The organism is Neisseria benedictiae, from assembly GCF_958267435.1.
Taxonomy (GTDB): Bacteria; Pseudomonadota; Gammaproteobacteria; order Burkholderiales; family Neisseriaceae; genus Neisseria; species Neisseria bergeri.
Genome location: NZ_CATQFV010000049.1, coordinates 13,224 through 38,788 on the forward strand (window position 1 = coordinate 13,224; position 25,565 = coordinate 38,788).

21 protein-coding genes are annotated in these 25,565 nt (G+C 53.5%); 5 read left to right on the forward strand and 16 right to left on the reverse strand.

Annotated features, from left to right (window positions below):
- Window positions 1-29 precede the first annotated feature (29 nt).
- A complete protein-coding gene (locus tag Q3O12_RS04540) occupies window positions 30-1,283 on the reverse strand; it encodes an NRAMP family divalent metal transporter (protein ID WP_025457551.1) in 1,254 nt (417 codons plus the stop codon).
- A gap of 316 nt (window positions 1,284-1,599) precedes the next feature.
- Here Q3O12_RS04540 and Q3O12_RS04545 point away from each other — a divergent pair, with 316 nt between their 5' ends.
- Window positions 1,600-3,396: an aminopeptidase P family protein gene (locus Q3O12_RS04545; protein WP_301669546.1), complete on the forward strand. Its 1,797-nt coding sequence runs from the start codon at window positions 1,600-1,602 to the stop codon at window positions 3,394-3,396.
- 848 nt (window positions 3,397-4,244) lie between these two features.
- Here Q3O12_RS04545 and pntB read toward each other — a convergent pair.
- The 3 genes from pntB to Q3O12_RS04560 all read right to left on the reverse strand — a co-directional run bounded on the left by pntB (window position 4,245) and on the right by Q3O12_RS04560 (window position 7,638).
- The gene (pntB, locus tag Q3O12_RS04550; protein ID WP_301669547.1) at window positions 4,245-5,630 is read right to left on the reverse strand and encodes a Re/Si-specific NAD(P)(+) transhydrogenase subunit beta; all 1,386 of its coding nucleotides are present in this window, start codon (window positions 5,628-5,630) and stop codon (window positions 4,245-4,247) included.
- A 79-nt stretch (window positions 5,631-5,709) separates the two neighbouring features.
- Window positions 5,710-6,093, reverse strand: coding sequence for an MAPEG family protein (locus Q3O12_RS04555; protein ID WP_301669548.1), 384 nt, complete (start codon window positions 6,091-6,093; stop codon window positions 5,710-5,712).
- 3 nt (window positions 6,094-6,096) lie between these two features.
- Entirely contained in the window at window positions 6,097-7,638 is a 1,542-nt protein-coding gene (locus tag Q3O12_RS04560) for a Re/Si-specific NAD(P)(+) transhydrogenase subunit alpha (protein WP_301669549.1), read from the reverse strand.
- Window positions 7,639-7,927: 289 nt separating this feature from the next.
- Here Q3O12_RS04560 and serB point away from each other — a divergent pair, with 289 nt between their 5' ends.
- The 3 genes from serB to purH all read left to right on the forward strand — a co-directional run bounded on the left by serB (window position 7,928) and on the right by purH (window position 11,855).
- Window positions 7,928-8,761 (forward strand): phosphoserine phosphatase SerB, encoded by an 834-nt coding sequence (serB, locus tag Q3O12_RS04565; RefSeq protein ID WP_301669550.1) that lies wholly within the window; start codon window positions 7,928-7,930, stop codon window positions 8,759-8,761.
- 63 nt (window positions 8,762-8,824) lie between these two features.
- Entirely contained in the window at window positions 8,825-10,048 is a 1,224-nt protein-coding gene (locus Q3O12_RS04570) for a chloride channel protein (RefSeq protein ID WP_301669551.1), read from the forward strand.
- Window positions 10,049-10,274: 226 nt separating this feature from the next.
- Window positions 10,275-11,855 (forward strand): bifunctional phosphoribosylaminoimidazolecarboxamide formyltransferase/IMP cyclohydrolase, encoded by a 1,581-nt coding sequence (purH, locus tag Q3O12_RS04575; RefSeq protein ID WP_301669552.1) that lies wholly within the window; start codon window positions 10,275-10,277, stop codon window positions 11,853-11,855.
- Between the two features lie 171 nt (window positions 11,856-12,026).
- On the opposite strand, the gene Q3O12_RS04580 is transcribed toward purH, so the two are convergent.
- Window positions 12,027-12,647 carry an L-threonylcarbamoyladenylate synthase gene (locus tag Q3O12_RS04580; RefSeq protein ID WP_107863058.1) on the reverse strand — a complete coding sequence of 207 codons (621 nt, stop codon included), beginning with the start codon at window positions 12,645-12,647 and terminating at the stop codon, window positions 12,027-12,029.
- A gap of 186 nt (window positions 12,648-12,833) precedes the next feature.
- Between Q3O12_RS04580 and Q3O12_RS04585 the strand changes: the two genes are divergently transcribed.
- The gene (locus Q3O12_RS04585; protein ID WP_301669553.1) at window positions 12,834-13,223 is read left to right on the forward strand and encodes a UCP019853 family protein; all 390 of its coding nucleotides are present in this window, start codon (window positions 12,834-12,836) and stop codon (window positions 13,221-13,223) included.
- Window positions 13,224-13,323: 100 nt separating this feature from the next.
- On the opposite strand, the gene Q3O12_RS04590 is transcribed toward Q3O12_RS04585, so the two are convergent.
- From Q3O12_RS04590 to Q3O12_RS04640, 11 genes are all read right to left on the reverse strand, one after another.
- Window positions 13,324-14,634: an NCS2 family permease gene (locus Q3O12_RS04590; RefSeq protein WP_301669554.1), complete on the reverse strand. Its 1,311-nt coding sequence runs from the start codon at window positions 14,632-14,634 to the stop codon at window positions 13,324-13,326.
- A 137-nt stretch (window positions 14,635-14,771) separates the two neighbouring features.
- The gene (gene ftsZ / locus Q3O12_RS04595) at window positions 14,772-15,950 is read right to left on the reverse strand and encodes a cell division protein FtsZ (protein ID WP_107819919.1); all 1,179 of its coding nucleotides are present in this window, start codon (window positions 15,948-15,950) and stop codon (window positions 14,772-14,774) included.
- 118 nt (window positions 15,951-16,068) lie between these two features.
- Window positions 16,069-17,313 carry a cell division protein FtsA gene (gene ftsA / locus Q3O12_RS04600; protein ID WP_301669555.1) on the reverse strand — a complete coding sequence of 415 codons (1,245 nt, stop codon included), beginning with the start codon at window positions 17,311-17,313 and terminating at the stop codon, window positions 16,069-16,071.
- An 85-nt stretch (window positions 17,314-17,398) separates the two neighbouring features.
- Window positions 17,399-18,127, reverse strand: coding sequence for a cell division protein FtsQ/DivIB (locus tag Q3O12_RS04605; protein ID WP_301669556.1), 729 nt, complete (start codon window positions 18,125-18,127; stop codon window positions 17,399-17,401).
- Complete coding sequence (locus Q3O12_RS04610; protein WP_301669557.1) at window positions 18,117-19,031, reverse strand: D-alanine--D-alanine ligase; 915 nt, start codon at window positions 19,029-19,031, stop codon at window positions 18,117-18,119. The genes Q3O12_RS04605 and Q3O12_RS04610 overlap by 11 nt, the downstream gene beginning before the upstream one ends.
- Window positions 19,032-19,181: 150 nt before the next feature.
- Window positions 19,182-20,588, reverse strand: coding sequence for a UDP-N-acetylmuramate--L-alanine ligase (gene murC / locus Q3O12_RS04615; protein WP_301669558.1), 1,407 nt, complete (start codon window positions 20,586-20,588; stop codon window positions 19,182-19,184).
- Window positions 20,589-20,671: 83 nt separating this feature from the next.
- Entirely contained in the window at window positions 20,672-20,851 is a 180-nt protein-coding gene (locus Q3O12_RS04620; RefSeq protein WP_301669559.1) for a hypothetical protein, read from the reverse strand.
- A gap of 25 nt (window positions 20,852-20,876) precedes the next feature.
- Window positions 20,877-21,944, reverse strand: a complete 1,068-nt coding sequence (gene murG, locus Q3O12_RS04625; RefSeq protein WP_301669560.1) for an undecaprenyldiphospho-muramoylpentapeptide beta-N-acetylglucosaminyltransferase — start codon at window positions 21,942-21,944, stop codon at window positions 20,877-20,879.
- Between the two features lie 3 nt (window positions 21,945-21,947).
- On the reverse strand, window positions 21,948-23,273 hold the full coding sequence (locus tag Q3O12_RS04630) for an FtsW/RodA/SpoVE family cell cycle protein (protein ID WP_301669561.1): 1,326 nt from the start codon (window positions 23,271-23,273) through the stop codon (window positions 21,948-21,950).
- A gap of 125 nt (window positions 23,274-23,398) precedes the next feature.
- The gene (murD, locus tag Q3O12_RS04635) at window positions 23,399-24,736 is read right to left on the reverse strand and encodes a UDP-N-acetylmuramoyl-L-alanine--D-glutamate ligase (protein WP_301669562.1); all 1,338 of its coding nucleotides are present in this window, start codon (window positions 24,734-24,736) and stop codon (window positions 23,399-23,401) included.
- A 44-nt stretch (window positions 24,737-24,780) separates the two neighbouring features.
- A complete protein-coding gene (locus Q3O12_RS04640) occupies window positions 24,781-25,488 on the reverse strand; it encodes a tetratricopeptide repeat protein (protein ID WP_301669563.1) in 708 nt (235 codons plus the stop codon).
- Between the last annotated feature and the right edge of the window lie 77 nt (window positions 25,489-25,565).

Genomic DNA, 25,565 nt, shown 5'->3' on the forward strand with positions numbered 1-25,565 from the left:
TATTACAGACGGCATTCAGATTTTGAAACCTATGCCAAAAGTCCGCTAAGGTTCAACAGGAACAAAACGGCAAATCCGGTCAGGTAGAGCAAGCCGACAATGGCAAGGAAATTCATACCGGCGGTAAGCTTGTGCCGTTTGTCTCCTTTGACCAGACGGTAGTTGAGCCATGCGAACACAGGGGCGGACACAAAGGCGGCAATCATGGCAAATTTGAGCAGATTCGCCATTACGCCGTCAAACCAGAAAATCACCGCCAAACCGCTGCCCGCCACCCAAATATTCCAGGCAAAGAGTTCGGCGTTGCCGGTTTTCTCACTGCCGCGCAGCAGGCGCACAGGTTCCGCAATGGCGCGTGCATAACCGTCAACAACGGTAATCGTCGTACCGTACATGCAGGCAAAAGCGATAAACGCCACCAGCGGACGCGACCAGTCGCCGATGGTTACCGCATACATATTGATCAGTTGTCCGATATATTTGCCGCCGGCCATCTGCACTTCTTCACCGTTGCCGTATTGCACGTACGCACCCAGGGCAAGGAAGACGACGGCAAGCACGGCACTGGTGATGTAACCGACGTTGAAATCAAAAATCCCGTCATGATAAGAGGAAGGTTGGAGGCGCTGTTTCTCCGTAACCCACAAAGAATTGATGGCGGAAATTTCAATCGGCGCAGGCATCCAGCCCATCAGCGCGATCAGGAAGCCCAAACCGGCCAGCGTCCACGGTGTCGGCTCGATAAAATCGGGTTTCATCTGCATACCGCGCGACATGGCGATACCGGCGGCGGCAACCGTGGCAACCGTCAGGCTGACGATGATGATTTTGGAAACATTGTCCAAAGCCTTGTAGCGTCCGCTCGCCAGGATAATCAGGCAGGAAGCCATAATCAGCGCGGAGATTGCGCCGATACCCAGTGTCAGCGAGGGAATCGCCATTTTAACGATGGCGGCAGTTACAATGGCAACCGCACCCGCGTTAATCGTCGCGGCAGCAATACACAAAATCAAAAAGACCCACAGGTAGATGCGGCTTTTCTCCGCATAACCTTCAATCAGGCTTTTACCCGTATCCAGCGTGTAATGCGCGCTGAAGCGGAAAAACGGGTATTTGAAGAGGTTGGTTAGGACGATAATCAACGCGAGCTGCCAGCCGTAAAGCGCACCTGCCTGTGTGGAGGCAATCAGGTGCGAACCGCCGACTGCCGCCGATGCCATCATAATACCCGGACCCAATGCATTGATTTTACTTTTCCAAGTCGAAATATGTTGTTCGGACATGATTTTTCCGTATTGCTGATATAAAAATGCGTATTTTAACGTAATCTAAATACACGCCAAACCGGCTTATTGAAACTTTACACCCTAATATTCCTGATTTTTCCCAATTATTTTCAGAAAAACATGCAATATGGCATTTTATGCCTGAAAGTTTACAACAAATAGCCTTGCATCGCTTTTTACCGTACAAAATATACTTTCAAATTCCCAAACGCGTTTTGCAGTCGGCAAACGATTTGATAAGATGGTTACGTTTCCCCAGCCGGTACGCCGCCATGCCGTCTGAAACCTTACACTTTCTCTGGAGAATCCGTTCATGAATACCGTATCGAATTACTTGTCCGCATTGTGTGAAGCCATGAAGGCGCAAGGCTTGGACGCACTCGTCATCCCTTCCGCCGACCCCCACCTGTCCGAATACCTGCCCGAGCATTGGCAGGCGCGGCGCGAATTGTCGGGCTTTACCGGCTCGGTCGGCACATTCGTCGTTACCGCCGATGAAGCGGGCGTATGGGTGGACAGCCGCTATTGGGAACAAGCCGCCAAACAGCTTGCGGGCAGCGGCATTGAGCTGCAAAAAAGCGGTCAAGTGCCGCCGTACAACGAATGGCTCGCGGCAAACCTGCCCGAAAACGCCGCCGTCGGCATCCCTTCCGATATGGTGTCGCTCACCAGCAAACGCACTTTGGCGCAATCCCTGACCGCCAAAAACATCCGCATCGAACACCCCGACAACCTGCTTGACCAAGTGTGGACAAGCCGTCCCGCTATCCCCGCCGAAACTGTGTTCATCCACGACCCCGCCTACGTCTCCGAAACCGCCGCCGAGAAACTCGCCCGCGTGCGCGCAGTTATGGCGGAAAAAGGTGCGGATTACCACTTGGTTTCCTCGCTTGACGACATCGCCTGGCTGACCAACCTGCGCGGCAGCGATGTGCCTTTCAACCCTGTTTTCGTGTCCTTCCTGCTGATTGGCAAAGACAATGCCGTCCTGTTTACCGAACAATGCCGTCTGAACGCCGAAGCCGCCGCCGCGCTGCAAACCGCAGGCATCACGGTCGAACCTTATGCCCAAGTTGCCGACAAACTCGCGCAAATCGGCGGCGCGCTGCTCATTGAGCCGAACAAAACCGCCGTCAGCACGCTCGTGCGCCTGCCCGAAAGCGTGCGCCTGATTGAAAGCACCAACCCGTCCACGCTGTTCAAATCCTGCAAATCCGAAGCCGACATCGCCCACATCCGCGAAGCGATGGAACAAGACGGCGCGGCGTTGTGCGGTTTCTTCGCCGAGTTTGAAGACATCATCGACAACGGTGGCAGTCTGACCGAAATCGACGTGGACACCATGCTCTACCGCCACCGCAGCGCGCGACCGGGCTTCATTTCATTGAGTTTCGACACCATCGCAGGCTTCAACGCCAACGGCGCCCTGCCGCATTACAGCGCGACACCCGAAAGCCATAGCACCATCAGCGGCAACGGGCTGCTGCTCATCGACTCCGGTGCGCAATACAAAGGCGGCACAACCGACATTACCCGCGTCGTCCCCGTCGGCACGCCGAGTACCGAACAAAAACGCGACAACACGCTCGTCCTCAAAGCTCATATCGCACTTGCCGAAGCCGTGTTCCCAGAAAACATCCCCTCACCGCTGATCGACGCGATTTGTCGCAAACCCCTGTGGCAGGCGCAATGCGACTACGGTCACGGCACCGGCCACGGTGTAGGCTATTTCCTCAACGTCCACGAAGGCCCGCAACGCATCGCCTTCGCCGCCCCCGCCACGCCCGAAACCGCGATGAAAAAAGGGATGGTAACGTCCATCGAACCCGGACTCTACCGCCCGGGAAAATGGGGCATCCGCATTGAAAACCTCGCCGCCAACCAAGCCGTCGCCAACCCCCAGGAAACCGAGTTCGGCAGCTTCCTCTACTTCGAAACCCTGACCCTCTGCCCCATCGACACCCGCCTGATGGACACCGCCCTGATGACCGACGGCGAAGTCGACTGGGTCAACCGCTACCACGCCGAAGTCCGCCGCCGCCTCGAGCCGCTGACCGAAGGCGCGGCAAAAGCGTGGCTGATCAAACGCACCGAACCGCTGGCGCGTTAAACGGCACGGCGCAACAAATGCCGTCTGAAAGCCCTTCAGACGGCATTGGTTTCCCAAAACATCCCGCACCGTTTTCATCTTGCCGCAAGCAAATATAGTGGATTAACAAAAATCAGGACAAGGCGACGAAGCCGCAGACAGTACAGATAGTACGGAACCGATTCACTTGGTGCTTCAGCACCTTTAGAGAATCGTTCTCTTTGAGCTAAGGCGAGGTAACGCCGTACTGGTTTAAATTTAATCCACTATACCAATCCGTTTTGTGGCAAATGCACAAAAAGCCCGATGCCGTCTGAAACGCCAAACAGGCTTCAGACGGCATTTATCGCGGATGAAAACAGAAAATACCCATATCGTTATTCCCGCAAAAACAGTTGCGCAGGGCGGGCTTCGGCCCGCCGGCTCCCGCCATCTTCATCCTAAAATCCCGTCATTCCCACGAAAGTGGGAATCCGATTTGTTCGGTTTCAGTTTTTTTGAGATTTTGGATAACTTTTAAACCGTCCTTACCGCCTACGCGGGAATGACGAGATTTCAGGTTTCTGTTTTTGACTTTCTGTTTTTGCGGGAATAACGAATTTCAAAGTTACAGTGTTATTAAAAGGTTGTGTTTTAGTAATCTGTTGATTTCAATTATTTACAAGGGAAAAAACAATTATTTTTTCGGTTAGGAAGAAACCTATCCTGTTGAATACATTGAAACCAAATACGCCTATCAACAATATATTAAAATACAGCCTATTAAAAAACAGGAATCTCTCCACCACCATTCCTACCTTCGCAAAATAGCGCAAAATGCCGTCTGAAACCCGTGTTCCCGGGTTTCAGACGGCATTGCGCCATGCGGATTATTTTTTCAGTTCGGACAGAATGTCATCTACGGTTTTCTTCGCATCTCCGAAACACATCACGCTGTTTTCGTTGAAGAACAGTGGGTTTTGTACACCTGCGTAGCCGGTATTCATCGAGCGTTTGAAGACGACGACTTCTTTTGCCTTCCACACTTCCAACACGGGCATACCCGCAATCGGGCTGTTCGGGTCGGTTTGGGCGGCAGGATTGACGGTATCGTTCGCACCAATCACCAAGACCACATCGGTTTCGGGGAAGTCGTCGTTGATTTCGTCCATTTCCAAAACGATGTCGTAGGGGACTTTGGCTTCGGCGAGCAGTACGTTCATATGACCGGGCAGGCGGCCGGCGACGGGGTGGATGCCGAAGCGTACTTCGGTGCCATTTTTACGCAAAAGCTCGGTGATTTCGGCAACGGGGTATTGCGCTTGTGCGACTGCCATACCGTAGCCCGGGGTGATAATGACGCTGTTTGCGCCTTTCAGCATTTCGGCAACATCGGCGGCTTTGACTTCGCGGTATTCCCCTATCTCTTGGCTGCCGGAAGATGATGTGCCGCTGTCGCTGCCGAAACCGCCGGCAATCACGGAAACAAACGATCGATTCATGGCTTTGCACATAATGTAGGACAGAATCGCGCCGCTTGAGCCGACCAGTGCGCCGGTAACGATGAGCAGGTCGTTGGAGAGCATGAAGCCTGCCGCTGCGGCCGCCCAGCCGGAGTAGGAGTTGAGCATGGACACGACCACGGGCATATCCGCGCCGCCGATGGAGGCAACCAAGTGCCAGCCGAATGCGAGGGCAATCAGGGTCATAATCAGCAGGATGAAGCCGCTGCCGTCAATGCCGACAAATACGAGCAGCAACACAAACGATACGCCAAGTGCCAGTGCGTTGAGCTTGTGTTTGGCGGGCAGTTGCAGTGGGCTGCTGCTGATTTTGCCGTTGAGTTTGCCGAATGCGACCAGCGAGCCGGTAAAGGTTACCGCGCCGATGAAAATGCCCAAATAGACTTCGACCAGGTGGATGGTGTGCATATCAGGCGAAACGTTGTCCGGCTCGATATAGCTGTTGAAGCCGACCAAAACCGCCGCCAAGCCGACGAAGCTGTGCAAGAGCGCAATCAGTTCGGGCATTTCGGTCATTTCTACTTTTTTGGCTTTGTAGATGCCGATTGCCGCGCCGATGAGCATGGCGATGATGATCCAGCCTAATCCGTGGGTATTGTCGGAAAAGACCGTTACGAAGAGGGCGACCGCCATACCGGCGATACCGGAATAACAGCCCTGCTTGGCGGTTTCCTGCTTGGACAGCCCCGCCAGTGAGAAGATGAATAAAATTGCGGCAACGATATACGCCGCTGTTACGAGTCCTGAAGACATAGAAATTCTCCGATTTTCGATGATTTGTTTTCAATGCCGTCTGAAAAATTGACGTTCGTGTTTTCAGACGGCATCTGTTTCAAGCAGCCACGACAAACAGCCCGACGGTGCAGACAAATCCGCCCGCCCACATCAGCGAGCGCAATGCTGCTTTGTCTGCGATATAGCACCAGATAAAGGCGAGGCGGAACAGGATGAACAGGCCCGCAAGCGTGTTGATGGTCGATTGCGCCGCATTGCCGGTTGCGTGTGCCGTCAAAACGGCGGCGGCAAACGGTGCAAAGACTTCAAAACCGTTTTGCTGCGCGGCGTGGGCACGGGCGGCTGTGCCTTGCGTATGTGCCAGAAAATCGCGCGGATTGTGGTTGTCTTTAAACTGGAATCCGCCCGCTTTTTTGGCATACGCTGCACAAAAAAGCGGCAATAAGCAGGCAATCAGGATGCACCAATAGGCAAAAGTCATGCTTTATCCTTTCCTAAACATATTCAACATGCGGCGCGTTACAAAGAAGCCGCCGAAGATATTGATGCTGGCAATTAGGATGGCGATGAAGGCAAGCAGGGTCACGAAACCGTTGCCTTGGCTGATTTGCAGCAGCGCGCCGACGACGATGATGCCGGAGATGGCGTTGGTTACCGACATCAGCGGTGTGTGCAGCGAGTGGCTGACGTTCCAAACGACATAGTAGCCGATGACGCAGGCGAGGACGAAGACGATAAAGTGGTTCAGGAATGCTGCGGGTGCGACCGCGCCGACCCAAAGCACCAATACGGCGGCGATGACGGCGGGCGCGAGTTTCTTCCACAGGGGAACGGGTTTCGGCTCGGGCTTGGCGGCAGGCGCGGCTTTTTCAGACGGCGTTTGCTGCGGCTGGGCGGAAACCTGAATCGGCGGAGGCGGGAAGGTGATTTCGCCGTCGCGGGTAACGGTCATGTTGCGGATAATCACGTCTTCGAAGTCCAGCGTGATTTCGCCGTCTTTGTTCGGGCTTAACAGCTTGGTCAGGTTGACCAAGTTGGTGGCGTAAAGCTGGGAAGACTGTCCGGCAAGGCGGTTTGCCATGTCGGTGTAGCCGATGATTTTCACGCCGTTGCCGGTTACGGACAATTCGCCCGGGCGGGTGAGTTCGCAGTTGCCGCCCGTCGCCGCCGCCAAATCGACGATGACGGAGCCGGATTTCATGCTTTCCACCATTTCTTTGGTAATCAGCTTGGGTGCGGGTTTGCCCGGAATGGCGGCGGTGGTGATGATGATGTCCACTTCTTTCGCTTGCTCGGCAAAGAGCTTCATCTCGGCGGCGATAAATTCGTCGCTCATCACTTTGGCATAGCCGTCGCCGCTGCCGCCCGATTCTTGCGGGAAGTCGAGTTTCAGAAACTTGCCGCCCATCGATTCGATTTGTTCCGCCACTTCCAAGCGGGTATCGAATGCGCGCACCACTGCGCCGAGCGAGTTTGCCGTACCGATCGCCGCCAAACCCGCCACACCGGCACCGATTACCAACACCTGCGCGGGCGGCACTTTGCCTGCGGCAGTAATTTGACCGGTGAAGAAACGGCCGAAGGCGTTGGCGGCTTCAATCACGGCGCGGTAGCCGCTGATGTTTGCCATCGAAGACAAAGCGTCCAAAGCCTGCGCGCGCGAAATGCGGGGCACCATGTCCATCGCCAGCGCGTTCACTTTCTTGGCGCGCAAGGCTTCGACCAAAGCCTCGTTTTGGCGCGGCCACAGGAAGCTGACGATAGTTTGCCCTTCTTTGAGCAGCGGCAGCTCGCCTTCGGACGGCGCGTTGACCTTATAAATCAAAGGGCAGGCCCAAACCGTGGCTTTGTCGGCAACGGTCGCGCCTGCTGTTTGGTAAGCGGCATCGTCCAAACTTGCCGCCAAACCTGCGCCGCTTTCGACAACGGTTTCAAAGCCCAGTTTGCCCAGCAGGGCGACGGTGGCGGGCGTGCAGGCGACGCGGGTTTCGCCGGATAATGACTCGCGTGGGATACCGATTTTCATCTCTGAATCCTTTTTCAGGTTGTTTATATGTATCGTGGGTTAAATTTAAATCAGGGTAGGGCGGAGCAACGCCGTACCGGTTTAAAGCCGATTCACTTCAAATGTTAATATATTTTAGATAATCCCCTTATAACGAATTTTCATCAGGCTGGCAATAGTTGCGGCATTTCCCCGTGTTGTCCGACACATACTGCCGTTTGCGTTTGAAGTCATTTTCCGATTGCAGTCCCGCCCGCCGTAACATTCTTTGCCGTTTCACTATATAATCCGCATTTTTTGAGCCGCCGTTATGCCGCAAGCCCTCGTCCTCCAATTTCCCTCCGTCGCAGCCCTGCCTTCCGACTTCCCCTCACGCCTGCCCGAATCTGATTGCGCCGATGAAAAGCGTATGCGTTTTATCGTTGAAGAAGGGTTTTCTTTAAGCGAAAAAGACGCGGCGTTGCTTGGCAGCCGTCAAATCGACCACGCCGTGTTGCCGGATATGGATTTCGACGAACTCGGTTTGATTGTCAGCGATATGGATTCGACGCTGATTACCATCGAATGCGTCGATGAAATTGCAGCAGGCGTGGGTTTAAAAGACAAAGTAGCGGAAATTACCGGGCGTTCGATGCGCGGCGAACTCGATTTCGAACAGTCTTTACGCAGCCGCGTTGCGCTGTTGGCGGGATTGGACGAACGGGTTTTGGCGGATGTTTATGAAAACGTTTTGAAGCTCTCGCCCGGTGCGGAATTTTTGTTGGACGAATGCAAAAGGCACGATGTGAAATTCCTACTGGTGTCGGGCGGCTTCACGTTTTTTACCGAAAGGCTGCAACAACGCCTCGGCTTCGAATACCAGCACGCCAATGTTTTGGAAATTGAAAACGGCAGGCTGACCGGCCGTCTGAAAGGCAGAATCATCGACGCGCAGGCAAAGGCGGATTTATTGCGCGAATACCGCAGCCGCCTCGGATTGCAGCCGCATCAGGTGTTAGCGATGGGCGACGGTGCGAACGATATTCCGATGCTCAAAGAAGCGGGCGTGGGCGTGGCTTACCGTGCCAAACCGAAAGCGCAGGCAGCCGCCGATGCCTGTATCAACTTCGGCGGTTTGGAGCGTGTACGCGGCCTGTTCAGGTAGGCGGATAGGAAACGGATGCCGTCTGAAAGGTTTTCAGACGGCATTTGAACGGCAGGAACGACAGTGGGACGCAGAAAACTTTGGTTTGCCCTGGCAGCAGCGGGCGTTATCGGCGGTCTGGTCGGCATTGTGCTGACGGAACTGATGCACTTCATACAGCATACCGCCTACGGTTATGGCGCGGACGGCGTGTACACTTCGTTCCGCGAAGGCGTGGCACAGGCTTCCGGTATGCGGCGCGTTGCCGTGCTGACGCTGTGCGGCGCGGTCGCAGGAGTCGGCTGGTGGCTGCTCAAACGTTTCGGCAAGCCGCAAATCGAAATCAAAGCCGCCTTGAAACAGCCGTTGCAGGGGCTGCCGTTTCTGACGACGGTTTTCCATGTTCTGCTGCAAATCATAACGGTCGGACTCGGTTCGCCGCTCGGACGGGAAGTCGCGCCGCGCGAAATGACTGCCGCGTTTGCTTCCGCAGGCGGCAAACGCTTGGGGTTGGACGAAGGCGAAATGCGGCTGCTGATTGCGTGCGCCTCGGGCGCGGGCTTGGCGGCGGTGTATAACGTGCCGCTCGCCTCCACGCTGTTTATCCTCGAAGCGATGTTGGGTGTGTGGACGCAGCAAGCCGTCGTCGCCGCATTGCTGACTTCCGTCATCGCCACCGCCGTCGCACGCATCGGCTTGGGCGACGTGCAGCAATATCATCCCACCAACCTTGCCGTAAACACTTCATTTCTTTGGTTTTCCGCCGTCATCGGCTCGATATTGGGCGCAGCCGCCGTCTTTTTCCAGCGTACCGCCCAAAAGTTCCCCTTCATTAAACGCGACAATGCCAAAATCATTCCCTTGGCAGTCTGTATGTTTGCACTCATCGGCGTGATTTCCGTTTGGTTTCCCGAAATTTTGGGCAACGGCAAAGCAGGCAACCAACTGACCTTTGGCGGTTTGACCGACTGGCAACACAGCCTTGAGCTGACCGCCGTCAAATGGCTGGTTGTTTTGATGGCACTTGCCGCCGGTGCATACGGCGGACTGATTACGCCGTCGATGATGCTCGGCAGCACCATTTCTTTTGCTGCCGCCGCCGCGTGGAACAGCGTCTTCCCCGAAATGCCGTCTGAAAGCGCGGCAGTCGTCGGAGCGGCGGTGTTTCTCGGCGTATCGCTCAAAATGCCGCTGACCGCCATTGTGTTCGTATTAGAACTGACCTACGCGCCGCTGTCCCTGCTGCTGCCTTTGTGCATCGGCATGGCGGGGGCATTGGGAACATCGGGAAAAATGGGCTTCAAATGAATGCCGACAAATGCCGTCTGAAAGGTTTTCAGACGGCATTTCTTTGTATAGTGGGTTAACAAAAATCAGGGCAAGGCGAGGCAACGCCGTACTGGTTTTTGTTAATCCACTATAAATTGTCAACAATATCTGCAAAAACCTACTGCCAAAAAACTGAAAATAGCGGATAATACTGCCCCGAAAAAGTTCCCCTTTCCCCATCCAACTGTCAGAAAAGGAAGCCCCAATGTCCGTCATCAAACGCGCCCTGATCAGCCTGTCCGACAAGGCAGGCGCGGTCGAATTTGCCCAAACCCTGCACAAGCTCGGTGTCGAAATCCTCTCCACCGGCGGCACGGCGAAACTGCTTGCCGATGCGGGCGTTCCCGTGATTGAAGTTGCCGACTATACCGGTTTTCCCGAAATGCTCGACGGCCGCGTGAAAACCCTGCATCCGAAAATCCACGGCGGTATTCTCGGTCGTCGCGATTTGGACGAACACGTCGCTAAGATGGAAGAACACGGCATCGGCAACATCGACCTTGTGTGCGTCAACCTTTACCCCTTCGCCGCCACCATCGCCAAGCCCGGCTGCACACTGGAAGACGCGATTGAAAACATCGACATCGGCGGCCCGACTATGGTGCGTTCCGCCGCGAAAAACTGGAAACACGTCGCCATCGTTACCGACACCGCCGACTTCCCCGCCATCGCCGCCGAAATGGAAGCCAACGGCGGCGCGTTGAGCGACAAAACCCGTTTCAACCTTTCACGCAAGGCGTTCAGCCATACCGCCCAATACGACGGCATGATTTCCAACTACCTAACCTCGCTTTCAGACGACGTCTTAAGCGGCCAGCCCCAAATCGGCGAATTCCCAAGCCGGTTCAACCAAAGCTGGATTAAAGTGCAAGACATGCGTTACGGCGAAAACCCGCACCAACGCGCCGCGTTCTACCGCGATATTGACCCCGCCGCAGGCAGCCTTTCCGCCTACAAACAGCTGCAAGGCAAAGAATTGTCCTACAACAACATCGCCGATGCCGATGCCGCGTGGGAAGCCGTCAAATCCTTTGACGCACCAGCTTGCGTGATCGTGAAACACGCCAATCCGTGCGGCGTCGCCGTTGCAGCCGATACATTGACCGCCTACAAACTCGCCTACGCTACCGACACTACCAGCGCATTCGGCGGCATCATTGCCTTCAACCGCGAAGTGGACGGCGAAACCGTCAAACAAATTACCGACAACCAATTTATGGAAGTCCTGATGGCACCGAAGTTTACCGCCGAAGCCCTCGAAATCGCCGCAGCCAAGAAAAACGTGCGCGTATTGGAAGTGCCGCTTGAAGCAGGCGCGAACCTCTTTGAACTCAAACGCGTCGGCGGCGGACTGTTGGTGCAAACCCCCGATATTCACCGCCTCAACCGCGCCGATTTGAAAGTCGTTTCCAAACGCCAACCGACCGAGCAGGAATGGAACGACCTGATGTTTGTTTGGAACGTTGCCAAATACGTCAAATCCAACGCCATCGTCTTCGGCAAAGGCGGTCAAACCTACGGCATCGGCGCAGGCCAAATGAGCCGCGTGGACAGCACCCGCATCGCCGCCCGCAAAGCGCAAGATGCCAATCTCGACCTCAACGGCGCATGCGCTGCCTCTGATGCCTTCTTCCCGTTCCGCGACGGCGTGGACGTAATTGCCGAGCAGGGCATCAAAGCCATCATCCATCCGGCAGGTTCGATGCGCGATCAGGAAGTTTTCGACGCGGCAGACGAACACGGCATCGCCATGGTCGTAACCGGCGTGCGCCACTTCCGCCATTAACGCAGATGAACAAGGCAATGCCGTCTGAAGGGCTTTCAGACGGCATTTTGTTTGATGTTCCGAACAGACAATCCGCCTGAAACAAAATGTGCGGCGGCATTTCGAACTTCCGTAAACGGCCAAACACCCGATACGTTTGGACGGCTGATGCTTCAGACGGCATCGGTTTCCCTACAAACCGAACACCGCCGTATCGCCGCAACCTTGGCGCACCAATTCCGTACCGTCGGTCATGTCGATGACGGTAGTCGGATCGGTTCCGCACCAGCCGCCGTCAATCACCAAATCGACGGCGTGTTCCAGCCGGTCGCGGATTTCATAAGGGTCGGTCAGCGGTTCGCCGTCTTCGGGCAGCATCAGGGTGCAGCTTAAAAGCGGTTCGCCCAATTCCCCCAGCAGGGCTTGTGCAATGGCATTATCGGGAATACGCAGCCCGATGGTTTTGCGTTTCGGGTGCAGCGTGCGCGCCGGCACTTCCTTCGTCGCCTGTAAAATAAAAGTATAAGGTCCGGGTGTGGCGGCTTTAAGCTGACGAAACTGTACGTTGTCGATTTTGGCGTATGTGCCCAACTCGCTCAAATCGGCGCACATCAAGGTCAGGTGGTGTTTCAAATCGATTTTTCGGATGGAGAGTATGCGTTCCATCGCCGCCTTATCGCCAAGTTTGCAACCCAAGGCGTAACACGAATCGGTCGGATAAACCACCACGCCGCCTTTATTGACGATTTCAACCGCCTGCTTGATGAGGCGTTCCTGCGGGTTGTCGGGATGAACAGCGAAAAATTGTGCCATAGTTTGTGTCCTTATCGTTATGTTTTCCGTTGGGTACTGATTCCAAAGGTCAATCTAAATTTATTTTTGTTGGAACCAATGAAAATGGTAGTATTACCACGATACATACAAAATCAGGAAAAGACTTTTGGAGAACTTTGAATAACAATCCAAAAAACAAAACAATTTATCCAAAGGCAAGATAAAATGTTATATAAATGTAAAATCAAAAAGTTAGATAACACCATTGAAGAGGCAGTATTGATTGAAATAAATGGTTATGAACTACATTGTTTTATATCATACTGCCCATTCAAAATATTTGAAAATCAATTTTATGAAGTGGAATTATCCTATGAAATCTTTAATGATTACATACTGGATAAATCAACTTCAAATATTGGATTTAGAAAAATAGATGATAGTTTCAAGTATGAAATAACGGCAGAATTAAAAAATAATCATCTAACCCTACAAAATATACAATTTGAAGAAGATGAGTATTTAATAAACTACTCTTATCTTGATAATTGTTTGGTTACATTAACGGTTGATAGAATAAGTGTTTTATTTATTAGAGAAATTCAGGAAACCTGAAACCTGTTGTGGATACCGTTGGCAGTTTATTGTACGCCCAAAATCCAAACAAAATGCCGTCTGAAAATTTCAGACGGCATTTGATTGATGCTTCCAACCATCAACCCAAATACCAGAATTTCAATGCCCACAATACGGCAACAACCCATACCATAGGCGGCACGTCTTTAGTTCGGCGGCACAAAAGCTTGACCACGGCATAGCTGATGAAGCCGAAGGCGATGCCGTCTGCAATCGAATAGGTAAACGGCATGAAGACAATGGTCAGGAACGCGGGCGCGGCTTCCGTCATATCGTCCCAATCGATGTCCCTCGCGCTGCGGAGCATCTGCGTGCCGACGTAAAGCAGGGCGGGCGCGGTGGCAAAAGCGGGAACACTTTTCGCCAATGGGGAGAACATCAGACAGGCGAGCATCAATACGCCGACGGTAACCGCCGTCAGACCGGTCCGTCCGCCTGCCGATACGCCCGCCGCGCTTTCCACATAAGGCGTGGTTGAAGAAGTACCCAAAGCCGCACCCGCCACAATGGCGGTAGAGTCTGCAAGCAGTGCGCGTTTCAGGCGGGGCAGCTTACCGTCCACCAGTAGTCCGGCACGGTGGGATATGCCGACCAGCGTTCCGGTACTGTCAAACAGATCGACCAAGAAGAAGACGAAAATCACACTGACCATGCTGACGGTAAACAGGCCTTTAAAATCCATCTGCATAAAGGTCGGCGCAATGCCCGGTACTTCGCCGATGATGCCGTGAAACTCGTTCAAACCCATCAGGCTGGCAATGACGGTAATCATCAGAATGGTGATGATGATTGCGCCTTGAACGCGGAAATGCCCCAATACGACCACCATAGCAAAACCGAACAACGCCAACAGTGCGCTGGGCTGATGAATATCGCCCAAACCGACCAAGGTTGCCGAATTTGCCACGATAATGCCTGCGCCTTTCAGGGAAATCAGTGCCAAGAACAGACCTATACCGGCAGCAATCGACATTTTCAAACCCATAGGCAGTGCGTTGACCAGCATTTCCCTGACTTTAAAAAAGCTGAACAGGATGAAAATCAGACCGGAGATGAACACCGCACCCAACGCAACCTGCCAAGGCACGCCCATACCTTTAACGACCGCAAAGGTAAAATACGCGTTCAAACCCATACCCGGGGCAAGCGCAATCGGATAGTTGCCGATAAAACCCATGACAAAACAGCCGATGGCGGATGCAATACAGGTGGCGACGAATACCGCCCCCATATCCATGCCGGTCTCGCCCAAAATCAACGGGTTGACGATAACGATGTAGCACATCGTCAAAAAAGTCGTCAAACCCGCCATCAATTCGGTGCGAACCGTTGTACCGTTTGCCCGAAGATTGAAAATCCTGTCCAACAGTGTTTGTTTTGAAGTGTCCATATCTGAAAGTCTGTATCAAGTGGAAAAATCTGAATCCGCCGACCGCAAACCGTACGGAATTGCAACATCTTGAAAAACATACCTCCCAAACCGGACAAACCGGTTCGGGAGGCAATGGGTTTACGGCACACGGAGCATTATTTGTCTGAATTGTACTGACGGCGCAAAATCGCAGGGATTTCAAAGTCGTCAAGTACGGACTGATTGTCGAAATCCGCTGCTGTCAGATTCATGGTGCGGATACCGCGATTGGTGCGGATCATACCTTCGACATTGTGGCTTTGCTCCTGTTTGGACGGGGCAACCGGTTCTACCTCCCTTGCCGGAGCAGGATCGACCGCGCCTTTTTCTTTCAGACCGGTAGCGATAATGGTAATCCGGATGGCATCTTCGCTCATGGTCTCGTCTTCAGCAGCACCGAATTTGCATTCCAAATCGGGATGCGCGCTTTGGTTGACGATTTTCATGACTTCAGACAACTCGGACATTTTCAGGCAACCCGGAGCAGTCGTAATATTGACCAGCACACCGCGCGCACCATCCAAAGTTACATCGTCCAGCAGCGGACTGGAAATGGCCTGGTCGGTCGCCATACGCGCACGGTCGATACCTTGGGCATAACCCGAACCCATCATAGCGATACCGCGGTTGCTCATCACGGTTTTCACGTCGGCAAAGTCGAGGTTGATGATTTCGCTCGGACAGGTAACGACTTCGGAAATGCCGGCAACCGCATCGCGCAATACATTGTCGGCGGCGCGGAAAGCTTCACGCATGGTTACGTCTTCACCCAATGCGGTCATCAGTTTGTCGTTCGGGATGATGATCAGCGAATCGACGTGTTCTTTCAACTGTTCCAGACCTGCCTGTGCGACATGGACGCGTTTGCCTTCATAAGAAAACGGACGGGTAACTACGGCAACGGTCAGAATGCCCAAAGACTTGGCAATCTCAGCAACAACCGGCGCGGAACCGGTGCCGGTACCGCCGCCCATACCGGTCGTAATAAAGAGCATGTTTGCACCGCGAATGGCTTCTTCAATGGCTTCCCTATCCTCTTGGGCGGCCGCGCGACCGATATCGGGATTGGCACCCGCACCCAAACCGCGTGTCAGATTCGTACCCAATTGGATTCTCTTCGCCGCATGGTTTTTTGCCAAAGACTGTGCATCCGTATTGGCACTGATAAACTCCACACCGCGCACATTGTTGGCAACCATGTTATTGATTGCATTGCAACCGCCGCCGCCCAAGCCGATTACTTTAATTACCGCAGGGCTGACTGCCGATTCTGCCACGTCGTAAACAAATTCCATTCAAAAACTCCTGCTCGCCCCGTTCAGAGGACGGTTTAAATAAATCATTATTTATTATATAAGAAGTATCTTGCTGCTGGCAAAATACTTCTCACCTGTCAAACGGCAATCCACCTGTTCAGAGGTTGTTTTCAATCCACCGCTTCAATCTTGCCAACAAACCGCCGCCCTCTTCCCTCTCTTGCACTGCACCGTTTTCCGGCTGCGGCAAGTTTCCTTCCAGCTTGCGTGCTGCATGAAGCAGACCGATAGCGGTAGAAAAGCGCGGTGTGCGGACACGGTCGGACAAACCGCCCATTTCTTGGGGCGCACCGGTGCGTACAGGCAGATCGAAGATTTTTTCGGCAAATTCCACAATCCCGGTCATCATGGACACACCGCCGGTCAGAACGATACCCGCATTCAGCACTTCTTTGGGGAAACCCGATTTTTGCAGCTCGCCCAGCACTACGCCAAAAATCTCCTGAATGCGTGCGCTGATGATTGCTGCCAAAACCTTACTGGAAACCTGACGCGATGTCCGGTCACCCACGCCCGGAACTTCAATCATCTCACCCAAGCCTTCCGTATCGCATGATGCCACGCCATAATGGATTTTAATGTACTCGGCGGCATCGAGAGGTGTTCTCAACGATTTGGACAAATCTTTGGTAATCAGATTACCACCGGCCGGAATGACGGACGTATGGCGGATGGCGCCGTTCATATAAACGGCAATATCGGTCGTTCCGCCACCAATGTCGATGACGCATACGCCGAGGTCTTTTTCATCTTCAGTCAGCACCGCCTGCCCGCTTGCCAACGGCTGAAGCATGATTTGATCGCTTTTCAAGCCGCACCGCTCGATACATTTTTGGACATTCTGCACTGCCGTACTTGCACCGGTAATGATGTGCACCCGCGTATCCAGACGCACACCGCTCATACCGATGGGCTCCCTCACGCCAAGTTGGGTGTCGATAATGTAGTCTTGAACCACGGCATCGAGAATTTTTTGATCGGGTGGGATATTGATTGCCTTTGCCGTTTCAATAGCGCGGTCGATGTCTGCCTGCGTTACTTCCCCGTCTTTGATTTTAACCACACCTTGCGAATTGAGGCTGCGGATGTGGTTGCCTGCGATACCTGTGGTAACGTGGGTAATTTTGGTATCTGCCATCAGCTCGGCATCATTGACCGCCTGCCTGATGGCTTGGACGGTGGCATCGATATTGGTTACCATGCCCGCGCGCAAGCCCCGTGAAGGAGCCTGCCCCAAACCGACGATGTTGATTTTGTCGTCATCTTGAACTTCCCCGATCAGTGCGAGGACTTTAGACGTACCGATATCCAGTACGCTGATATATCTTTTCTGCTGTTCCATTGTTCGTCTGCTCTTAAAACTGATTGAAATTTGCGTCGCACCGTTTCAGACGGCACGGCCGTAATCTGTCCGATACCTGTTCCCACTATTCTTCGGATTCTTTTTCGGGTAAACCGTCGGAAGCATAGCGGACTGAAAATCCGTCCTTATACCTCATATCCACATAGGATAACCGATTTTTATTTTTACGCAACAGATGTTGCCACGCTTCGGTAAAAAGCCGGAGGCGTTTCATCTCGTTTTCCCGTCCGAGCCTGACGGTGATGCCGTTGTCCAAAACGACATTCCACGCCGAACGTGCCGTATAGGTCATCTCTTTGATGCCCAAACCCTGTTTTGCCAAAACAGTCGAAAATTCGTCATAACGGCGGAGCATTTCGGCAGACGTTCCCTCACCGCCTCTGAATACCGGCATTCCGGGTCTGTCCAAACGGGCTTCAAAAACATTGCCTTCGCTGTCCACCAGTGCACGGTCGCCCCAACGTGCAACCGGCTTGCGCTCGGTCAGGACGATTTCAACCGTATCGGAAAAACGGCGGCGCACCATGACTGACGCAATCCACGGATACCGGCGGTAGGCCTCCTGTGCGCCATTGATGTCCGTCCTTAAAATATTCCCATGGATGTATTCTTTCGCCAAACTGCCCAATGCCTTCTTATCGGAATAAACCAGGTTGCCCTTCAGCGACACCTGCTTGACGGGCAGATGATTCGAATTGTAAAACCAAACCAGCCCGGACGCGGCAAGCAGCATCGCCATCATGACAAGCAGCCAGCGCGTCAGCCGTTCCATCGCTTCGGCATTATCCCACATGTGCGGTCTTCAAAATTTCAATACATAAATCGGCAAAACCCACACCCGTAACGGCAGCGGATTTCGGTACTAAACTATGGCTCGTCATACCGGGCAGGGTGTTGATTTCCAACAGATAGAGTTTGCCGTCGGTATCTTTGAGGAAATCGACGCGCACGCAGCCTTCCGCACCGATTGCCTGCGCGCCGCGAACCGCCAGTTCGCGCATCAGGCTTTCTTCGGCTTCGGTCAAATCTTCCGAAGGACATTGATAAACAGTGTCGTCTCGGTTGTACTTGGCTTCGTAGTCATAAAACTCGGTTGCAGGAATGATGCGTATGCCGGGCAGACCTTTGCCGTTCAGGACGGGGCAGGAATATTCGCCGCCACCGATGAATCGCTCGGCAATGATTTCACCTTGAAGGTGTTTCAATTCTTCGTAAACGCTTTTCAGACGGCCTTTTTCTTTCACTTTCACCACGCCAACGCTGCTGCCTTCGGCTGCCGGTTTAACGAACATGGGCAAACCGAGCTGCTGCTCGACAGCATCAAAATCGGAGTCTTCATGTAAAACGGCGAACTCAGGAACAGGCAGCCCCAAGGCTTGCCAAATCAGCTTGCAGCGGTATTTGTCCATGCCGATGGCGGAAGCGGCGACACCGCTGCCGGTATAAGGAATGCCCAACAATTCCAACGCGCCCTGAACGGCACCATCTTCGCCGTAAGTACCGTGAAGGATGTTGAATGCCGTCTGAAAACCTTGTGCCTTCAATTCAGACAATGGGGTTTCCTTGGGATCGAAGGCGTGTGCATCTATGCCTTTGCTTTTTAAGGCATTCAAAATGGCGGCACCACTATCCAGCGAGATTTCGCGTTCGCTGGAAAAGCCACCCATCAATACGGCTACTTTGCCAAAATTCTGCATTGTTTTTGTTCTTTCTTGATTGCTTTTTTGTTTGATATAGGTCGTCTGAAAACAAATCGGGTTTTCAGACGACCTTAATCTCGTTTGCCCTACCTGATAAAACATCACTTCATCGAGCAGCTATCGCGGCATCACGATAAAAGTTGCGCCTCAGGTTTTCGACAACTCCAACATCGCAGCAGGCACACGGTTGATGCTGCCTGCACCCATATTCAACACGACGTCGCCATCCTGTAAAACGTTCAACAGCATTTCAGGCAAGTCGGCAACGTTTTCGCAGTAAATCGGCTCAAGTTTGCCCAATACGCGGATAGCACGCGCCAAGGCGCGGGAATCGGCCGCGGCAATCGGCTCTTCACCGGCGGCATAAACTTCGGTCAACACCAGCGCGTCAACGGTATTGAGGACTTTGGTGAAGTCTTCAAACAAATCGCGTGTACGGGTATAGCGGTGCGGTTGGAAGGCCAATACCAAACGTTTTTCCGGATACGCGCCGCGTGCAGCGGAAAGGGTTGCCGCCATTTCGATGGGGTGGTGTCCATAGTCGTCCACCAAGAGCGCGGTTCCGCCGTTTGGCAACTTGATGTCGCCGTATTTTTGGAAGCGGCGGCCGACACCCTCAAAGTCAAGCAGCCCTTTTTGGATCGCTTCGACGGATGCGCCGACTTCAAGTGCCACGCCGATGGCTGCCAATGCGTTCAGCACGTTGTGTCTGCCGGGCATATTCAGCACGACTTCAAACGGCTCCTGCTCATGTCCTTTCATTTGGACATGGACAGTAAACTTCATTTGCGCGCCGACGTTTTCGATGTCGGTGGCGTAGATGTCGGCGGTATCATCCAAACCGTAGGTGGCGTAGGGTTTGCTCACTTTGGGCAGAATCGCGCGGACGTGTTCGCTGTCAACACACAAAAAAGCTTTGCCGTAGAACGGCATACGGTGGATGAAGTCCACAAACGCCTGATGCAGTTTCTCAACGCTGTGTCCGTAAGTGTCCATATGGTCTTCGTCGATATTGGTTACGACGGACATAATCGGGGTCAGATGTAGGAAAGAGGCATCGGATTCGTCGGCTTCGGCGACGATGTATTCGCCTTTGCCCAAACGGGCGTTGGTACCTGCGGCATTGAGTTTGCCGCCGATAACGAAAGTGGGGTCGAGTCCTGCCGCGCCGAGGATGGAAGCGGTCAGGCTGGTGGTCGTGGTTTTGCCGTGCGTACCGGCGATGGCGATGCCGTCACGGAAGCGCATCAGTTCCGCCAGCATCAAGGCGCGCGGAATAACGGGAATTTGCTGCTCCAGCGCAGCGACAACTTCGGGATTTTCTTTTTTGACGGCGGTAGAGGTAACGACAACATCCGCACCGTTAACGTGTTCTGCGGTATGGCCGGGATAAACTTGAATGCCCAGGCTGCTCAAATGCTCGGTAGCGGCATTTCGCGCCTGATCCGAACCGGAAACTTTAAAGCCCAAATTGTGCAAGACTTCGGCGATACCGCTCATGCCGACGCCGCCGATACCGACAAAATGGATGTTGGTAACTCGATTTTTCATCATAATGTTGCGTTCCGGTGGATTTCGATGCGTAAAGGCGTTATTTTAAAGGGCTATCCGCTTCTACGCCATAGTTTTCTTGTAAATTACAGATGTTTCGGCATACAGGATTTCACATTGGTTGCAATATGGGTAAAAATGAGGCTGCGTTCGGCGGTAAACCCTGCTTTCCTGCCCATTTTCATACTCGATTTCATATACCGAAACACCCGAAAAAACAAAATATAAGGCCGTCTGAAACCGGTTTCGTGGTTTTCAGACGGCATCTGTTTCGTTTATCGCATTATATCATCATGCCGTACACGCGATGGCGGCTTCCGCCACATCGTCCGCGCTGTGCGGCAGTGCCAAAGTACGGGCGTTCTCTGCCCATTTGAGACATTTTTCGCGGTTCAGGCTGCCGAGGATTTCGGCGAGTTTTTCCGCCGTCAACTGGGTTTGCGGCAACAGCAATCCCGCCTCCGCCTGCACCATAAAACGCGCGTTGGCGGTTTGGTGGTCGTCAACGGCGTGAGGATACGGCACTAACAACGCGCCCAACCCTGCCGCAGTCAACTCGGCAATTGTCAGCGCGCCGGCACGGCAAATCACCAAATCGGCATCGCGGTAGGCGGACACCATGTCGGTAATAAATTCCACGCATTCGGCCTTCACGCCCAGCGCGTCGTAATCCGCCTGCAAGCTGCCCAACTTGCCTCGACCCGATTGGTGGTACATCTGCGGACGCGCATCATCGGGCAGCAAAGCCAATGCCTGCGGTACGGTTTTGTTCAAAACGTCTGCACCCAAACTGCCGCCGACCACCAAAATTTTCAGACGGCCTTCGCGCCCTTGGAAGCGTTCGGCAGGCACGGGCAGCTTAGCAATATCGGCGCGGACGGGGTTGCCGACCAAGCCGCCTTCGTGGTTAAACGCTTTGGGGAAGGCGTACAGCACGCGTTTCGCCCAGCGCGACAGGTGGCGGTTGGACAAACCGGCCACGGCGTTTTGCTCGTGAATCACAATCGGCACGCCCAATAGCTTCGCCGCCAAACCGCCGGGGAAGGTAACGAAGCCGCCGAACCCGATAACGCACTCGACACGGTGTTTGCGGATAATCCGCTGCGCTTCGCGGACGGTTTGATACAAAGTAAACGGCAGCATCAGCTTGCGTTTGATGCCGTTGCCGCGCACGCCTTTAATCGCCAGCGTTTCGAGCAGGATGTCATATTGCGGCACGATGCGCTCTTCCATCGAATCCTTGCTGCCCAGCCAAATTACATGATGGCCGCGCGTGCGCAATGAATCCGCCACCGCCAGCGCGGGGAAAATATGTCCGCCCGTTCCGCCCGCCATCAGCATAAAGGTTTTACCGCCCATGATTTACTCCACCCGGTAACCGCGCATTTTCTGGCGGTTTTCATAATCTATACGCAACAGCAGCATCATGCTGATCAGCATGAAAAAGACTGACGAACCGCCATAGGACATCAACGGCAGCGTCAGACCTTTGGTCGGCAAAGCACCGATGTTCACACCGATATTGAAGAAACTTTGGATACCGATCCAAATGCCGATACCCGAAGCGATATAGGCGTTGAAAGTCAAACCCAAATCGCGCGACTGCTTGCCGATGGAAAACGCCCGCACCACCAGCCAGCCGTAACAGAATATCAGCACGCACATGCCGAAGAAGCCGAATTCTTCGGCGATGATGGCAAAAATAAAATCGGTATGCGCTTCCGGCAGAAAGCCGCGTTTGCTCAAACTCGCACCCAAACCCATACCGAACCACTCTCCGCGCCCGATTGCCATCAGAGAGTGGGTAAGCTGGTAGCCGGCACCCTGCGGGTCTTTCCACGGGTCCAAAAATGCCACTACCCGCTGCACACGGTAGGGAGCGGCGGTAATCATCAGCACCATCCCACCCAAGACGCTGCCTACCAGGACGAAAAAATATTTCCACGGCAATCCTGCCAGAAACAGCATTCCAACGGTAATGACGGTAATGACGACAAACGAACCGAAATCCGGCTGTACCATTATCAGCACCAAACCGAACGCCACCAGCATAATCGGCAGGATGATCGCCCGGAAACGGCCGTACATTTCTAATGTTTCACGACGTGCCTGCGGATTGGTGGCGGACATAATCAGGTTGGCCGTCCCCCGCCAAATCGACTGCCAACCCAAACTTTCCATGCTGCGCAACACTTCTTCACGGCGCGTGAACAGGCTTGCCAAATAAAGGATGACCGCCAGCTTGAACAGCTCGGTCGGCTGGAAATTCAACGGACCCAAAGGTATCCAACGGGTCGCGCCATTGATTTCGCGCCCGGCAATCAATACGACTACCAGCAACAGGCCGGATAAGGCAAAAATCCACGGCACAAGCCGCCGCCATGTCCTCATCCTGCAAAGAAACCATAAAAAACCGCTCGCTATAAGGCCGGCAACAACGAACCCCGCCTGTCTGGTCAAATAGAAAAACTGATCGCCGCCTTCCTTCGATGCCAAATACACAGAAGCCGAATAAATCATCAGCAGGCTGAACGCCGTCATCAGCACCACCATCCACAAAAGCGGCGCGTCGAATTTCCTGCCGTCGCGCACAATCGGCCTGTCGAGCAGCAGAGTGTGGACACCGTCGCCCACTTTTACCAATACTTCCGAAATCTTCAAAAAAACCACCTGCCAGTCTGTTTGCACCTGCCGCAAAGGGCAAAAATTTCAGACGGCAGACAATGCCGTCCGAACATACGATACATCCCAAATCGGTATTCTAAATCTTTACTTGCCGCCCAACAATGACGGCGTTTGCGTTTCAGACGGCATCACAAAGCCTTGAACGCTTCGATAAACACTTCCGAACGGTGCGCGTAGCCTTTAAACATATCGAAACTCGCGCAAGCCGGGCTGAGCAACACGATGTCGCCCGCTTCGGCTTGGGCGTATGCCGTCTGAACGGCTTCTTCCAAAGTGGCGCAGTCGGTCATATTCAAGCCGCAGCCGTCCAAATCGCGGCGGATTTGCGGCGCATCGACACCAATCAGGAACACGCCTTTTGCCTTGCAGGCAAGCGCGTCGCGCAGGGGCGTGAAGTCCTGCCCTTTGCCCATGCCGCCCAAAATCACGAAGAGCGGATTTTGCAAACCGGCAATCGCGGCGGCGGTCGCGCCGACGTTTGTGCCTTTGCTGTCGTCGATGAACACCACGCCGTTTTTCTCGCCGATTTTTTCCACGCGGTGCGGCAGGCCTTGGAAGGTTTTGACGTGTTCGAGCAATGCTTCGCGCGGCAAACCGACGGCTTCGCACAAGGCAACAGCAGCCATAACGTTGGCGGCGTTGTGCAAGCCTTGTAACGGAATGTCTTGCGTGGCAATCAAATCTTCATCGCCTTGTTTCAGACGACCCGTTTCGCGTTCCAACCAAAAATCGGCTTGGTGTTCCAACGAAAACCATTTTACTTCGCGCCCTGCCCGTTTCATCGCGCGGCAGAACGTATCGTCCGCATTCAAAACCTGCACGCCATCGCCACGGAAAATCTTGTCCTTGGTATGCGCATAATCAAGCAAGTCGTCGTAGCGGTCGAGATGGTCTTCGGAAATGTTCAGCACCGTCGCCGCAGTCGGGCGCAGGCTTTCGGTGTTTTCCAGTTGGAAGCTGGAAAGCTCCAACACCCACACGTCCGCCTTTTTGCCTTCACGCTGCAATTCTGCCTCCAAAACCGGCGTGCCGATATTGCCCGCGATAACGGTATCCAGCCCGCACTTGATGCAGAGATAGCCGACCAGGCTCGTTACCGTGGTTTTACCGTTGCTGCCCGTAATCGCAATCACCTTGTCGCCGCGGCGGTTCACAATGTCCGCCAGCAATTCGATGTCGCCCAACACGCGCCCGCCGTTTTGCTTGAACGCCTCGATATCCGGCTGCCGCTCGCTGATGCCGGGACTGAGCGCCAGAATATCGAAACCGTTGTCCAGCGCATCTTTCAGACGACCCGTGTAAAACACCAGCCCGTCAAACATCTTACCGATTTGCGACACGCGCTCCGGTTTCAGCTCCGCATCATAAGCGGCAACCTCCGCGCCGTTTTTGCGCAGGTAGGCAATCATGGAAATACCCGTGCCGCCGAGTCCGGCAACGAGGATTTTTTTGTTTTGGAAAGTCATTTTGGTTTTATCCTAAGTTTTTCAGACGGCCTTGGGATAAAGATTCAATATCCTGCCTGATTCAATTTTCGATAAGCATCACAACCTTGTTGCAGTCCATTATCACAAGCCTTACCAAACCACTCTTTGGCAATCTTATAGCTCTGATGAATACCTTCTCCGTTGGCATACATCACACCCAAATTATATTGGGCATTGGCCAATCCTTGCTCTGCCGCCTTGCCAAACCACTGCACTGCCTGTGTATAGTCCTGAAGAACTCCTTCACCTTTTTCATACGCAACACCTAAATTATATTGGGCTTGAGCATACACTTGTTCTGCCGCCTTGCGATACCACTGCACTGCCTGTGCATAGTCCTGACGAACTCCTCGCCCATTGGCATACATCACACCCAAATTATATTGGGCATCGGCTAGTCCTTGTTCTGCCGCCTTGCGATACCACTGCACTGCCTGTGCATGATCTTGACGGACTCCTTGACCGTTAGCATACATCACACCCAAATTAAATTGAGCTTCAGCATATCCTTGTTCTGCCGCCTTGCGATACCACTGCACTGCCTGTGCATAGTCTTGACGGACTCCTTGACCATTGTCGTACATCAAACCCAAATTAAATTGGGCTTCTGCATTTCCTTGCTCCGCAACTTGAAGCGTTTCCTTAAAATCCGATACGTCATCCGCCCACACCGCTTGTTTCAAGCCCAAGGCAATCAGGGCGTCTGCAAGCCATTTGACTGTCTGTTTCATGGTTTTACTCCTGTTTCAGTATAAGGCAGGTTTCAGCCGCCGTTAACGATAAGGCGGGGCGGATTGCCGCCGCAGGT

Bases quoted from the DNA above. Each gene is read 5' to 3' on its own strand.
- Q3O12_RS04540 (WP_025457551.1), bottom strand. From the start codon at position 1,283: ATGTCCGAACAACATATTTCGACTTGGAAAAGTAAAATCAATGCATTG.
- Q3O12_RS04545 (WP_301669546.1), top strand. From the start codon at position 1,600: ATGAATACCGTATCGAATTACTTGTCCGCATTGTGTGAAGCCATGAAG.
- pntB (WP_301669547.1), bottom strand. From the start codon at position 5,630: ATGTCTTCAGGACTCGTAACAGCGGCGTATATCGTTGCCGCAATTTTA.
- Q3O12_RS04555 (WP_301669548.1), bottom strand. From the start codon at position 6,093: ATGACTTTTGCCTATTGGTGCATCCTGATTGCCTGCTTATTGCCGCTT.
- Q3O12_RS04560 (WP_301669549.1), bottom strand. From the start codon at position 7,638: ATGAAAATCGGTATCCCACGCGAGTCATTATCCGGCGAAACCCGCGTC.
- serB (WP_301669550.1), top strand. From the start codon at position 7,928: ATGCCGCAAGCCCTCGTCCTCCAATTTCCCTCCGTCGCAGCCCTGCCT.
- purH (WP_301669552.1), top strand. From the start codon at position 10,275: ATGTCCGTCATCAAACGCGCCCTGATCAGCCTGTCCGACAAGGCAGGC.
- Q3O12_RS04580 (WP_107863058.1), bottom strand. From the start codon at position 12,647: ATGGCACAATTTTTCGCTGTTCATCCCGACAACCCGCAGGAACGCCTC.
- Q3O12_RS04585 (WP_301669553.1), top strand. From the start codon at position 12,834: ATGTTATATAAATGTAAAATCAAAAAGTTAGATAACACCATTGAAGAG.
- Q3O12_RS04590 (WP_301669554.1), bottom strand. From the start codon at position 14,634: ATGGACACTTCAAAACAAACACTGTTGGACAGGATTTTCAATCTTCGG.
- ftsZ (WP_107819919.1), bottom strand. From the start codon at position 15,950: ATGGAATTTGTTTACGACGTGGCAGAATCGGCAGTCAGCCCTGCGGTA.
- ftsA (WP_301669555.1), bottom strand. From the start codon at position 17,313: ATGGAACAGCAGAAAAGATATATCAGCGTACTGGATATCGGTACGTCT.
- Q3O12_RS04605 (WP_301669556.1), bottom strand. From the start codon at position 18,127: ATGTGGGATAATGCCGAAGCGATGGAACGGCTGACGCGCTGGCTGCTT.
- Q3O12_RS04610 (WP_301669557.1), bottom strand. From the start codon at position 19,031: ATGCAGAATTTTGGCAAAGTAGCCGTATTGATGGGTGGCTTTTCCAGC.
- murC (WP_301669558.1), bottom strand. From the start codon at position 20,588: ATGATGAAAAATCGAGTTACCAACATCCATTTTGTCGGTATCGGCGGC.
- Q3O12_RS04620 (WP_301669559.1), bottom strand. From the start codon at position 20,851: ATGCCGTCTGAAAACCACGAAACCGGTTTCAGACGGCCTTATATTTTG.
- murG (WP_301669560.1), bottom strand. From the start codon at position 21,944: ATGGGCGGTAAAACCTTTATGCTGATGGCGGGCGGAACGGGCGGACAT.
- murD (WP_301669562.1), bottom strand. From the start codon at position 24,736: ATGACTTTCCAAAACAAAAAAATCCTCGTTGCCGGACTCGGCGGCACG.
- Q3O12_RS04640 (WP_301669563.1), bottom strand. From the start codon at position 25,488: ATGAAACAGACAGTCAAATGGCTTGCAGACGCCCTGATTGCCTTGGGC.